An 11,810-nucleotide genomic window follows, 5' to 3' on the forward strand; every position below is an offset into this window, starting at 1 on the left:
GTTCCCCGTGAGGCGCCGCTCAGACCCTTCGCCAGCGAGCCATGGCGAAGGAGAACACACCGAACAGCACCAGACCGGCCGCGACGCAGACCAGCAGCCAGGGGCCGAGCGGAGTGTCGGCGAAGGTACGCAGCGTGTCGTCCAGCCCCTTGGCCTGGTCGGGCTCGTAGTCGATCGCCGCGCGGACCGCGAAGACACCGGCCACGGCGAACACCATCCCGCGGGCGGCGCCGCCGGCCACGCCGGTGATGTCCACCAGCTGACGTGTCCGGTGACTCATCTGCCCGAGCCTGAGCTTGTCGTGGTACTTGCGCAGGACCGCCCGTACCCCGATCCAGCAGCCGGCCGCCACGACGCCGATCCCCGCCGCTGCGACCAGCCACTGACCGGCTGGTATCTCCAGGGCCCTGGCGGTGGCGTCCCGGGACTGCTGGTCGCTGGACCCGCCGCTCTGGTTCCGGCTCACAGCGAACGTGAGCACGGAGTAGGCGACGAAGACGTAGAACGCGAAACGGACGGTGGCCAGCAGGCGCTTCCGGGCGCTGCGGCCGTCCCGCCCGACGGAACCGAAGAGCGCTTCGGACAGCCGCCACAGGGCCATGCCGACCAGCCCGATGCCCAGCGCCCACAGCAGCACCGCACCGAACGGTTTCTGCGACAGCTCCGCCAGGGCGCCCCCGCGGTCCGCCTGCTTGTTGCTGTCACCGAAGGCGATCTGCAGCGCCAGCGCACCGACGAGCAGATAGATCACCCCCCGAGCGGCCAGACCCGCCCGTGCCGCCGTCTCGGTGGCCGAACCCCGGGCCGCCCGTCGGGCCCGCAGTCGCCCCGTCCCTGCCAACGCACTCGTGTCCATGTAGACCTCCCGGCAGTCCGGATGCCCCGGCTCGGCCGCCACACACGCGGCTCGGCCGCCGTCGAGCACGGGAGGAAGCACGGGGGCGCGGCCCGTGTGACGAAGCGGAACCGCTGCTGCTCGGCTGTGCGCGAGGCCCGGACGGGGACCACCCGCCGCGACGCTATGCGCAGCGCCGCAACTGCCCGGCGGTACCCGACTGCGCGAGCAACGCGGCCCCACGATGCCGATGCAGATCTGGCTGGACGACGACGGCCGCATCCGCCGCCGGCAGGTCGACATGACGGTCGAGGCCCCGGCGTCCGCCCAGCCGGACGCCGGAGCCTCGCGCCCACAGGTCAAGGTCACCACGATGATGGAGTTCTCCGGCTTCGGGACGGAGGCCGACGCCGACGCCCCGCCGGACGACAAGGTCGCCGACATGACCGGCCAGGTGCTCCGAAACGGCCAGAAGGAGAGCTGACCCGGCGCGGGCCCGGCCGAACGGTGCCGGGCCCGAGCCAGGTCGCAGGCGGCGGGCGGCGGCCTGCCTCCGGCCCTCTCTTCGGCCCCGGCGGCCCACAGCCCGGCCTTCGACGGCGCGCGGCCGGCCGGCTTCGCTCCGTTGAGCCGATGGGCTCGGACCCGGCGCGCCTCGGCGGTGACGGCGCCCGCCGCTGGAGGATCGATGCGAGGCGGTCCGCGACCGGCTGCCCAGGCACCGCCCCACCGCGAGGAAGAGGTCCGGCCATGAACCTGTTCGACCGTCTCGACGGCACCTTCGGAGCTGAGCGGGCGGCGGCGTGACGGCCGCTCCGCGCGGGGGCGCGGCGGGCGGTGGCCGTTACGGCGAGGCCGTCTTCCGGCCTGAACAGGCAGGAGAGGGCGAGCGTATCGACTTCGGGGCCCTCGCCTACGACGACATCACCATGGCGCGGTTGCGGGCGCTCGGGGTCGGCCCCGGATGGCGCTGCCTCGACGTGGGCGCAGGCACGGGCACGGTCTCCCGCAGGCTGCTGGACGAGGCCCGGGTGGCGAGCGTGCTCGCCGTTGACCGCGACGCACGTTTCCTCTCCGAGCGGCCCACACCCGGCCTCGACGTGTGGGAGGCCGACATCACGGCCCCCGACTTCGATCCCGGACGATTCCACCTCGTCCACGCGCGTTTCGTACTGATGCACCTGCCCGAGCGTGAACGTCTGATCAGGGCACTGGCCGAGTGCGTCGCGCCCGGCGGAGTGCTGGTCCTCAGCGACGCGATCGACCTGACGAGCGAACGGGCGCCCAGCACGCCGTACGCGGTGGCGATACGGGCGATGTGGCAGGGGTTGCGGGCCACCATCGGTACCGATGTCTCCTGGGTGCCCACCTACCCGCAGCTTCTGCGCGGGACACGACTCGTGTCCGTCGCCGCCGAGATCCATGTGCCGCCGCTGCTGCCGGGCAGTCCCATCAGCCGCTTCTGGGCGGACACCTGGGAGCGGAGCAGGTCGGCGATGCTCGCCACCGGCAGGGTCGACGACGCCGCCGTCGACGCGGCGGTCCGGTACCTGGATTCCGACGAGTGCGCCGCGCTGTCAGCGGGGATGCTGACCGTCTGGGGACGGAAGCCCCAGAGATGAAGCCCGCACCCCGCCTTCAGGGCCTGCCCGTCAGGCGGTCCGCGCAGGAGTCGGCCCGGGGGAAAGGCGTACCCGGCGAAAAAGAGTGTGCGGCCGCGAGGCCTCAGCCGATGATGTGGGTATGACCGATGCGCCGACGATCAGCACTTTGACCTTGCGGCACAGGATTCCGGACGACTGGGCGGCGGGCCCCTGGGCCGAAGTGCGGCCTCTGATCGACGGCGTCGACGTCCTGCGGCAGGTCCACCCGGAAGGCACGGCGTCCAGTTGCCGGGACTGGACGGGGCCGGCCGAGAGCTGGCCGCTGGCCGTCTCGGAGAGACCCCGCAGGGTCATGATCACCGAGCCGACGTGCACGGCCGGTTGTTGTGGTGCCCTGTACGTCACGATGCGCCGCGAGGGCGACCGGGTGGTCTGGGACGCCTGGGAGAACACCAGCGACACCGCTGCCGTGCCGGCCGTTCTGCGCTTCGACGCGGCTCAGTACGACGCGGAACTCGCGCGGGCCGCGGCGGACCGCAGTTGGGAAGAACCCGTGGACACCGTCGCCCGGCTCCTTGAGCGGACGCTCGCGGACAGCCGATGGTTCGAACGTTGGGGCTGTGTCCTCACGAGTGTCTCGCCGCGACGCGAGGAGCCCGGCCTTCCCGAGGCACTCACAAGCCCCGAGGGAGTCGATGTCGAGTTCCGTCAGGCCGAAGGACCGGGCAGGCCCGCAGTCGCCTACCGGTACGAGTTGTTCGTCACCCGCGGCGAGTCCGTGCAGGCGCAGGTACGCAGGCTCGCCGACGGCATTCTGGCGGGCGATCCGCGCAAGACCGCTGAGCGGGAAGGCTGAGGCCCGCTGACGCAGAGGCTCTGCTTCCGGGACCACCGGGAAAGCGTCCGAGGACGTCCGCTCAGGTGAGGTCCAGGTCGGTGACGAGCAGGTGGTGATCCGAGTACGGGGTCGGGCGTACGTGGTGTCCGAGCGGGACGATGCCGCGCAGGAAGACGTAGTCGAACTTGCTGTGCCAGTCGGTCGTCGCCTTGCAGGTGCCGGTGGGCAGGGGATGACACCGGCCGTCCGTGTCCGCGGCCAGTGCCCACATCCTGCTGAGTTCGGGCGCCTCCGGAACGGCGTTGAAGTCGCCGAGGACGATCGCGCGGTCGTGCCCGGCGACGTCCGCGGCCAGGACGCCGGTCTGGTGCGCTCGGACCGCCTCCTGACGGCGTTGCGCGAGGTGCGTGTTGAAGACCCGTACGGTCTGACCGCCCACGGTCGTGGTGACCGCCGTGTAACCGCGGTCCTCGGATCCGCCGTCGGGGTATTCCACGTTGAGGGGGTCCGTCATCGGTGCCGCCGAGAGGAGGGCCTGGCCGAATCCCCCCGGGCTCCACGGCGCTCCTCCGCAGCGGCTCCAACTCTGCAGAACCGTCCCGTACTCGACGTGGTAGACCAGCCCGTGGAGGTGCTCCAGATAGTCCCGGATCCTCTCCACGTCACGCACGCACGCTTCTTGCAGACCGATGACCTGGGGCGCGTACGCGGCGATCTGCGCTGCGCGGTCGACGTTGCTCGTGTCGCAGGGATTGCAGATGTTCCAGGTCATGACCCGGTTCGCGACGACATCCCGGGCGGATTCGACGGGCTGTGACCTGGCGGCGAGGGCACCGCTCGGCGCACTGGGGCCGACCAGCATCACGAAGGCCGCGGTCAAGGCGGCCGCGAGCAGCCGTGTGCTTCTTCCGAGCACTGTCCCCTCCTCACCGTGGACATCCATGGCATCCGATGTCCTCCTGCATGAGGTTATGGGACGAGGCTGTGAGCGACGCGTGCCGGTGCGCCCGGCCCCATGGGGCTGAAGGCGCTGCGATGCACCGCCCCGGGCCGGTGTCGGCGGACAGTGGAGGGCGACGCGGACCGGCCCGGCCGTCGCGGTGGCGAGCACGGGGGCGAAAGGCGGGGTTCGCACGGGTTGCCGGGTACGGCAGGGCTACGCGCAGGTGTCCACTTGTGCGCCTCGCTCCAGGTCTCAGCGAGGCTGCGCACCGGGGTACTCGTGAGCGTACGAGCAGACGTGCGGCCACTGTGTGCGCCGATGTCCGGTTCTCAGGACAGGACCGGGTACCCGTCGCAGCGGGCGGCGCGGAGACGGAGCCCGGCGAGGGAGCCGGGCGGAGCCTGCCCACCAAGATACCCCTGGGGGTATTACTGAAAATGGGTGGACCACAGAGACCCCCGGGTGCACCGTCCAAGAGGAGTCGTGATCGTGTTCTCCGTCGACACCTTGGAGTTCGAGGGACTGGGCAACCGCAGCTACCTGGCCGGCGGCGTCAGGGCGGCGGTCGTCATCGACCCGCCGCGCGACGTCGACCAGGTCATCGCCGCCGCGGCCCGACGGGGAGTGCGGATCGCCCTCGTCGCCGAGACCCACGTGCACAACGACTACGTCACCGGCGGCCTGGAGCTGGCCCGGGTGACCGGGGCCCGCTACCTGGTGCCTGCCGCCGCGTCGGTCGCCTACGCCCGCACCCCCGTCACCGACGGCGACATGTTCCCCGTGGACGAGGGCTTGGAGCTGCGGGCGATGGCGACGCCGGGCCACACTCCGCACCACACCTCCTACGCGCTTCAGCGGGACGGGCAGGCGGTGGCGGTGTTCACCGGCGGCTCGCTGCTGATCGGCACCGTGGGGCGGCCGGACCTGGTCGAGCCGCGGCTGACCGAGCGGCTGGCCCGCGACCAGCACGCCTCCGCCCGCCGCCTGGCCGACGAGCTGGACGACGAGGTGCAGGTGCTGCCCACCCACGGCTTCGGCAGCTTCTGCACATCCGCCCAGGCCACGGGGGACACGACCACCATCGGCAAGGAGCGCCGGACCAACGACGCGTTGACCCAGGACGTCGACACCTTCGTCGCCCGGATGCTCGCCGGACTGGACGACGTGCCCGCTTACTACGCCCACATAGGCCCGGTCAACGCCGGGGGCCCCGCACCCGTGGACCTCACCTCACCCGAGGCCGCGGACGCCGAGGAGATCGCCGCCCGGCTGGCGGCGGGGGAGTGGGTGGTGGACGTACGCAACCGGGTCGCGTTCGCCCAGGGACATGTGGCCGGGGCCTTCAACTTCGAGGGCGAGGGCAAACTCGCCACCTACCTCGCCTGGCTGATCCCTTGGGGCAAGCCGGTCACCCTGCTCGCCGGCACCCCCGAACAGGTCGCGGACGCCCAGCGGGAACTGGTGCGGGTGGGCATCGACCGCCCGGCCGCCGCGGCCACCGGCGACCCCACGACCTGGATCCGCTCCGACGAGCAGCTCGCTTCCTTCCCGCGTGCCCGCTTCGCCGACCTCGCCGAAGCGCGCGAGAGGGGCGAGCGGGTGGTGCTGCTGGACGTGCGCCGGGACTCCGAGCGTGCGGACGGCTATGTCGACGGCTCGGTGCACATCCCGATCCACCAGCTGTACGGCCGTCTCGACGACGTCCCGGACGGGGTGGTGTGGGTGCACTGCGCCGGCGGGATGCGTGCGGCGATCGCCGCCTCCCTCCTCGACGCGGCCGGCCGTGACGTGGTCGCCGTCGACGACGGCATCGCCGCGGCCGCCGACGCCGGCCTCACTCTCACCCGCCCCGACACCATCCGCTGAACGACCTGCCCGCCCCCGGGCCCGCAGATCGCGCCATGCTCTCGCTCCTGCGCCGCGGCCCCGTGGGAGGCCGGGCACGCGCCGGCGCCCTGTGTCAGCAGCTGTGCGGGGTGACCAGGCCGGATTCATAGGCCAGGACGACGAGCTGGGCCCGGTCGCGCACGTGCAACTTGGTCATGGCCCGGTTGATGTGGGTCTTGGCCGTCATCGGGCTGATCACCATGCGGCCGGCGATGTCGTCGTTGGACAGGCCCTGGGCGACGAGGACGACCGCCTCGCGTTCGCGACCGGTGAGTTCTCCCAGCGCCTTCGTGCTGCCGGCGGGGAGCGGTTGGGTGACGTACCGGTGGATGAGCTTGCGCGTGATGGACGGGGCCAGCAGGGCGTCGCCGCGCGCTGCCACATGTATGGAGTGCAGGAAGTCCTCCGGCAGGACGTCCTTGACGAGGAACCCGGCGGCGCCGGCGCGCAGCGCGTCGAAGACGTACTCGTCCAGGCCGTAGTTGGTCAGGATGACGACGTGCACCTGGGACAGCGCCGGGTCGGCGGCGATGCGACGGGTCGCCTCGATGCCGTCGAGGATCGGCATCTGGATGTCGATCAGGGCGACATCGGGCAGGTGCTCCCGGGCCAGGTCCAGGCCCTCCTCGCCGTCGGCGGCCTCGGCCACCACCTCGATGTCGTCCTCCAGGTCGAGGAGGGCGCGGAATCCGCTGCGGATGAGCGGCTGGTCGTCGACGAGCAGGACACGGATCATGGCGTCCGGTCCACGGGGAGTTCGGCTCGGACGGTGAAGCCGCCCTCGCCGCGCGGTTGTGCGCGCAGCCGGCCCCCGAGGGCGGTGACGCGTTCGCGCATGCCGAGCAGGCCGAGGCCCGGTGACGTGGTGGTGCCCGGCGTCGCTCTGCCGTCGTCGTCGATGCGTACGGCGAGTGCGTCCGCACGACAGTCGATCCGCACCGACGCCGTGCTCGCGTCCGCGTGACGGGTGATGTTGGTGAGGGACTCCTGGACGATCCGGTAGACGGTCCGGGCCACCGCCGCCGGCACGTGCTGCCGTTGCCCCTCGATGGTCAGTGTCGCGTCCAGACCGGAGGTGCGGGCCCGTTCCACCAGATCCGGGACGTCGTCGAGGCCACGGGGCGGAGCCGTGTCGTCGTCGCGCAGCGCCTCCAGCGTCGCGCGCAGTTCACGGGTCGCTTCCCGCCCGGCCTCCTGGATGGCCAGCAGCGCCTGGGGCACCTCCTCGCCACGTCGGCGGGCCACATGCACGGCGGCTTCCGCCTGCACCTTGATGACCGAGATCTGGTGAGTGAGCGAATCGTGCAACTCCCGTGCGATGCGCAGCCGTTCCTCGTCGGCACGACGTCGCGCGGTTTCCTCGCGGGTGCGTTCGGCCTCGTCCGCCCGCCGTTCGGCCTGCCGCAGCGCCTCACCTGCCGCGCCTGCCGCGACCAGCCAGGCGATTTCGAGGGCGCCACGGGCCTGAGTGAACGCCTCGCTCGTGCTGTTCGGGCCCGAGACCAGGGCCGCGACGGGCAGAGCCGTCAGCATGGCCACGCTCGCGGCCACCGTGACGAGGCGGTGTCCCGCCCGCATGGCCGCGTACACGGCGAACAGGTAGGCCACGGCAGGCACATCGAATCCGGCCGCCTGGTACCCCACCGCACACACCCCGGTGACGGCCAGGACGGCGACCGGAGCCCGGCGGCGCGCGACCAGCGCCAGCCCGCCGGCCGTCAGCAGCGCGTACCCGAGCACGTCCGAACTCGCGGTGGAACGCTGCCCGGACAGCCCGGTCACCAGCAGCGCCACCGCCACACCGACAGCGATGACCCGGTCTGCGACGCGGGCCCGGCCATCGGTATCCCCTGCACTCATGCGCGCACCCTAACCGGCCGCCGTCTCGGGCGAGTCGGCCTCGCGGGGGAGGGGCCCACTACCGCGTACGCAGTACCTGCGGGGCCCGTGCGGCGTGCGCGGCAGCCCGATGCGGGATCGGCGGCAGCGCGAAGTGCCCGCGTTCGCCGGACGACTTGGGGTGGGCCCGGCGGACATGCTCGGCTGACACCCAGTCGCAGGAAGAGAAGGAACCCTTCGATGTCTGCTCGTCGTCTGCTCTCCGCCGCCGCGTTCGCCCTGCTCGCCGGCATCGTTCTCGCCGCACCGGCGGCCGCACAGGCTTCGGCCCACCCCGTCGCGGCCGGTGCCTACGAGTTCGGCGTCGGGCGAGCGGGGACCGTGGCGGGCGCCATGTCGGGGCTCGCCGGTGTGCTTGTGGCCTGGCTGGCACTCGCCCGCCCGTCCGGGCGCCTCGGCACCGGCAACGGACCACTCGGCGGCGTGCTGGCCATCGTGACGGGGCTGGTCGGTATCGCTCTCGGCGGCTTGGTCGCGGCCACCGCCGACGGAGGTCTCGGCACGGGCAACGGGCTGGGCGGTGCCTACGTGGCCATGCTGACGGGGCTGATCGGTACGGCCCTCGGAGGGCTGGCCCTGACTCGTTCCCGCCGAACCGGCTGACCTTCACGGACGCCCGTGGCCCCGGCAGAACCGGGCGGAGAGCCCGGCTCGGCGACCCACTCGACGTGCCCGTTGCGGGGCGCGTGTTCGAGTGAGTGCTCCCGGCTACGCCATCGGACGGGTTGCCGCCGGAGCACGCATGGCGGGAGGCTGCTCCGACGCAGAGCCATCGGCGGGAGATTGGTGGGCAACCCATGACGACGGCGAGTAATGCGGTGCGCACGGGCACCGTGCTTCCGGTGGCTGCGGCGCGCCGGGCGGTGTGGGCCTTCGTCATCGCCAACGTGGTGGTGGTCGAGGCACTGTTCCTCAGCGCCGATGCGGGCAAGAACCAGGTGCTCACGGTCGCCAGGTTCTTCGGCGTGCACGCGGCCCTGCTGATGGTGTTCCAACTGCTGCTGGTGGCCCGGCTGCCGTGGCTGGACCGCCGCATCGGGATGGACCGGCTCACGGTGTGGCATCGCTGGGTCGGCTTCCTCCTGCTGTGGACCGTCCTCACCCATGCGACGTCGGTGGTGCTCGGCTACGCGACACTCGACGACACGTCCATGGGGAGGACGTTCGTCGCCCTGAGCGGTGTGCCGGCCTCCCTGCTGGGCATGCTCGCCGCGGCCGTGATCGTCGTGATCGCCGTGCTCTCCACCCGGGCGCTGCGGCGGCGGCTGCGGTACGAGGTCTGGCACGGTCTGCACCTGTTGCTCTACATCGCCCTGGGCCTGTCGTTCGTCCACCAGTTGCTGGAGACGACGACCTTCACGTCCTCCGCTCCCGCCACGGCCTACTGGTGGATCCTGTGGGTGTTCGCCTTCGGCGCGCTGCTGACCGGGCGTCTTGCCCTGCCGCTGTGGCGCAACGCCTATCACCGTTTCCGCGTCGCGGCCGTGGTACCGGAGTCCGAGAACGTGGTCTCCGTGTACGTGACCGGTCGCCATCTCGACAAACTCCCCGCTCGGGCAGGCCAGTTCTGCATCTGGCGGTTCCCCGGGCACCACCACTGGTGGCTGGCCAACCCCTTCTCCCTGTCGGCGGCGCCGGACGGTCAGGGACTGCGTCTGACGGCGAAGGCGGTGGGCCGCACCAGCGCCGGCCTGCGCGGCGTCCCGGTGGGCAGCCGCGTCTTCGTCGAGGGCCCGTACGGGGCGTTCACCTCGTTGCACCGTACGCGGCCCGGAGCCCTGCTGATCGCCGGCGGGGTGGGGATCACGCCGGTGCGGGCCCTGTTGGAGGAACGGACCAGCGGCGATGTCGTCGTGCTGTACCGGGTCCGCAGCGAAGCGGACGCCGTGCTGCTGGACGAGGTGCGTGACCTCGTCGCGCTGCGGGGCGGACGGTTGCACCTGCTCACCGGCCCGACCGGCGAGTACGGCGTCGCCCCGTTCGCCCCGAGCAGCCTGCACCGGCTGGTGCCCGACATCATCGAACGCGACGTGTACGTCTGCGGTCCGCCCGCCATGACCGAGGCCGTGCTCGGTGGTCTACGCGATCTCCGGGTCCCCGCGCGGCAGGTGCACGCCGAGAAGTTCAGCATGGCCTGACCGCGGCGCGCCGTGCGGGTTCACCGGACCTTCACGCCGGACGGGCCATGATGCACACCCTTACGGACACCCGGCGGATGGAGTCGGCCGGCGGCGCCCGCGCGGCGGCGTACCGGACGGCTCCGGGTGCAGCGCGTGCCGTCGCAAGAGCCGGCACGGTCGTGATGACGAGGAAGGAGTGAGGGAGAGCATATGAGCACGCTCACCGGATGGGAGCGGGCCCTTGAGCGCGCCGAGGGGGCGCTTCTGGCGCAGATCTTCCACAGGGAACCGATCGAGCTGGTGGACGCGCTGCGGCGTGAATGCGACAGCAACGCCGTGGTGTGCAGCCAGACCCGGGTCGTGGTACCGAACGCGTACGAGGTGGAACTCGCCGAACACGTCCACGACGAACTGGCCCCCCGCAAGGGCGAGGTGGGGCAGGTCCTCACCGACAGGCTGGCACAGTACGGAGAGCGCCGGGGTTACGAATGGGCGGGGCCGTTGGCCGTCCATGTCACCAAGTCAAGCGACGTCCCCAACGGCCGATATCGCGTGACGAGCACGGTGATGCCTCATGTCAGCGCCGACGGTTTCCAGCCCCCGCGCGACTGAACGGACTTCGCCGGGCGCGACCGGGTGGAACGCCTCGTACCGGTTGCGCGGATGATCTTCGGCTGCGTAGTGTCCCTCGTTGATATCGGACATCCGTTCGTCAAGTCGCGGGGCGAACCCTCGTGCGCGTGCCGCCTTGGTGGGCGGAGGCCAGAAGGTGAGTGGACAGATGCAGCCGACGTTCGTACTGGTTCACGGAGCGTTCGCGAACTCCTTCTCGTTCGCGCCACTCCAAGCCGAACTCGGCCTTCTCGGACACCGTTCCGTCGCTGTCGACCTGCCAGGCCACGGTTTCGGGGCGACCTACCTGCGTGCCTATCAGGCGCCGCAGGATCTCGAAGGGCTCGCGGCCGCACCCGGCTCGATCAAGGGTGTCACGCTTGCCGACAACGTCGCACATCTGATCGGCATCCTGGAGCGGGCCAAGGAGAACGGGCCTGTCATCCTGGTCTCGCACAGTCGCGGCGGTGTCACCGCCACCGCCGCGGCCAACGCCCGGCCGGACCTGATCGACCGCATCGTCTACGTCGCGGCATGGTGCCCGGTCGAGCTGGACGTCAACGACTACTACGCCGAGCCGGAGATGGCCACGGTCGACGCCGCTTCGCTGGGTCTGGCGATGGTCGGGAACCCGGCCGAACTCGGCCTGCTGCGGGTCAACTTCCGCACCTCGGACCCCGGTGCCCTCGCGGCGTTCAAGGCGGCCTTCCTCGCGGACGGCACCGACGACGAGTTCCTGACCTTCCTGAACACCTTCCAGCCCGACGAGAACCTGGACGTCGGCACGTCCGCCGACCGGGCGCAGGCCGCGAGCTGGGGCCGTGTCCCGAAGACGTACGTGCGTCTGACCGGCGACGCCAGTCTGCCGCTCGCCCTGCAGGACCGACTGATCCGCGAGGGGAACGCGCTGACGCCGGACAACCCGTACGACGTCCGTACCCTGGAAGGCAGCCACCTGAAGTGGTTGGTCGATCCGGCGCCGGCGGCCCGCGTCCTGGGGGAGCTCGCCGCGCTCACGGTCCGCACCGACTGATCACCGGTCCGACTCGGAGCACCTCCGGCGGTCTTCCGG

The 11,810-nt window shown here is 71.6% G+C and carries 12 protein-coding genes; 8 read left to right on the forward strand and 4 right to left on the reverse strand.

Translation table 11 applies throughout. The annotated features are described in order from the left end of the window. Positions 1-19: 19 nt before the first annotated feature. Complete coding sequence (locus tag ACWCPI_RS29985) at positions 20-856, reverse strand: DUF1206 domain-containing protein (RefSeq protein WP_451041091.1); 837 nt, start codon at positions 854-856, stop codon at positions 20-22. 229 nt (positions 857-1,085) lie between these two features. On the opposite strand from ACWCPI_RS29985, the gene ACWCPI_RS29990 reads away from it, so the two are divergent. The 3 genes from ACWCPI_RS29990 (at position 1,086) to ACWCPI_RS30000 (ending at position 3,295) form a co-directional block, all read left to right on the forward strand. Next, on the forward strand, positions 1,086-1,319 hold the full coding sequence (locus ACWCPI_RS29990) for a hypothetical protein (protein WP_451041092.1): 234 nt from the start codon (positions 1,086-1,088) through the stop codon (positions 1,317-1,319). A gap of 319 nt (positions 1,320-1,638) precedes the next feature. Further along, the gene (locus ACWCPI_RS29995; RefSeq protein ID WP_451041093.1) at positions 1,639-2,457 is read left to right on the forward strand and encodes a class I SAM-dependent methyltransferase; all 819 of its coding nucleotides are present in this window, start codon (positions 1,639-1,641) and stop codon (positions 2,455-2,457) included. A 121-nt stretch (positions 2,458-2,578) separates the two neighbouring features. Beyond that, a complete protein-coding gene (locus ACWCPI_RS30000) occupies positions 2,579-3,295 on the forward strand; it encodes a hypothetical protein (protein ID WP_451041094.1) in 717 nt (238 codons plus the stop codon). A gap of 61 nt (positions 3,296-3,356) precedes the next feature. Here the strand turns inward: ACWCPI_RS30000 and ACWCPI_RS30005 are convergent, their stop codons facing one another. Continuing rightward, on the reverse strand, positions 3,357-4,220 hold the full coding sequence (locus tag ACWCPI_RS30005; RefSeq protein ID WP_451041095.1) for an endonuclease/exonuclease/phosphatase family protein: 864 nt from the start codon (positions 4,218-4,220) through the stop codon (positions 3,357-3,359). Positions 4,221-4,709: 489 nt separating this feature from the next. Here ACWCPI_RS30005 and ACWCPI_RS30010 point away from each other — a divergent pair, with 489 nt between their 5' ends. Beyond that, positions 4,710-6,086, forward strand: coding sequence for a rhodanese-like domain-containing protein (locus tag ACWCPI_RS30010; protein ID WP_451041182.1), 1,377 nt, complete (start codon positions 4,710-4,712; stop codon positions 6,084-6,086). A gap of 94 nt (positions 6,087-6,180) precedes the next feature. Here the strand turns inward: ACWCPI_RS30010 and ACWCPI_RS30015 are convergent, their stop codons facing one another. Next, positions 6,181-6,843, reverse strand: a complete 663-nt coding sequence (locus ACWCPI_RS30015) for a response regulator (RefSeq protein ID WP_451041096.1) — start codon at positions 6,841-6,843, stop codon at positions 6,181-6,183. Next, on the reverse strand, positions 6,840-7,967 hold the full coding sequence (locus ACWCPI_RS30020; RefSeq protein ID WP_451041097.1) for a sensor histidine kinase: 1,128 nt from the start codon (positions 7,965-7,967) through the stop codon (positions 6,840-6,842). Before ACWCPI_RS30020 ends, ACWCPI_RS30015 begins: the two co-directional genes overlap by 4 nt. Before the next feature lie 219 nt (positions 7,968-8,186). Here ACWCPI_RS30020 and ACWCPI_RS30025 point away from each other — a divergent pair, with 219 nt between their 5' ends. The 4 genes from ACWCPI_RS30025 to ACWCPI_RS30040 all read left to right on the forward strand — a co-directional run bounded on the left by ACWCPI_RS30025 (position 8,187) and on the right by ACWCPI_RS30040 (position 11,771). Further along, positions 8,187-8,609 (forward strand): DUF6223 family protein, encoded by a 423-nt coding sequence (locus ACWCPI_RS30025; RefSeq protein WP_451041098.1) that lies wholly within the window; start codon positions 8,187-8,189, stop codon positions 8,607-8,609. A gap of 194 nt (positions 8,610-8,803) precedes the next feature. Next, positions 8,804-10,144 carry a ferredoxin reductase family protein gene (locus ACWCPI_RS30030; RefSeq protein WP_451041099.1) on the forward strand — a complete coding sequence of 447 codons (1,341 nt, stop codon included), beginning with the start codon at positions 8,804-8,806 and terminating at the stop codon, positions 10,142-10,144. A 192-nt stretch (positions 10,145-10,336) separates the two neighbouring features. Next, the gene (locus tag ACWCPI_RS30035) at positions 10,337-10,738 is read left to right on the forward strand and encodes a DUF3662 domain-containing protein (protein ID WP_451041100.1); all 402 of its coding nucleotides are present in this window, start codon (positions 10,337-10,339) and stop codon (positions 10,736-10,738) included. 169 nt (positions 10,739-10,907) lie between these two features. Beyond that, a complete protein-coding gene (locus tag ACWCPI_RS30040; protein ID WP_451041101.1) occupies positions 10,908-11,771 on the forward strand; it encodes an alpha/beta fold hydrolase in 864 nt (287 codons plus the stop codon). Positions 11,772-11,810: the final 39 nt, after the last annotated feature.

Source organism: Streptomyces sp. NPDC001920, from assembly GCF_053594495.1.

Excerpts from the sequence above, each read along its gene's own strand:
- ACWCPI_RS30025 (WP_451041098.1), top strand. The coding sequence starts at position 8,187 with ATGTCTGCTCGTCGTCTGCTCTCCGCCGCCGCGTTCGCCCTGCTCGCC.
- ACWCPI_RS30020 (WP_451041097.1), bottom strand. The coding sequence starts at position 7,967 with ATGAGTGCAGGGGATACCGATGGCCGGGCCCGCGTCGCAGACCGGGTC.
- ACWCPI_RS30015 (WP_451041096.1), bottom strand. The coding sequence starts at position 6,843 with ATGATCCGTGTCCTGCTCGTCGACGACCAGCCGCTCATCCGCAGCGGA.
- ACWCPI_RS29990 (WP_451041092.1), top strand. The coding sequence starts at position 1,086 with ATGCAGATCTGGCTGGACGACGACGGCCGCATCCGCCGCCGGCAGGTC.
- ACWCPI_RS30000 (WP_451041094.1), top strand. The coding sequence starts at position 2,579 with ATGACCGATGCGCCGACGATCAGCACTTTGACCTTGCGGCACAGGATT.
- ACWCPI_RS30030 (WP_451041099.1), top strand. The coding sequence starts at position 8,804 with ATGACGACGGCGAGTAATGCGGTGCGCACGGGCACCGTGCTTCCGGTG.
- ACWCPI_RS30035 (WP_451041100.1), top strand. The coding sequence starts at position 10,337 with ATGAGCACGCTCACCGGATGGGAGCGGGCCCTTGAGCGCGCCGAGGGG.
- ACWCPI_RS30040 (WP_451041101.1), top strand. The coding sequence starts at position 10,908 with ATGCAGCCGACGTTCGTACTGGTTCACGGAGCGTTCGCGAACTCCTTC.
- ACWCPI_RS29985 (WP_451041091.1), bottom strand. The coding sequence starts at position 856 with ATGGACACGAGTGCGTTGGCAGGGACGGGGCGACTGCGGGCCCGACGG.
- ACWCPI_RS30005 (WP_451041095.1), bottom strand. The coding sequence starts at position 4,220 with ATGGATGTCCACGGTGAGGAGGGGACAGTGCTCGGAAGAAGCACACGG.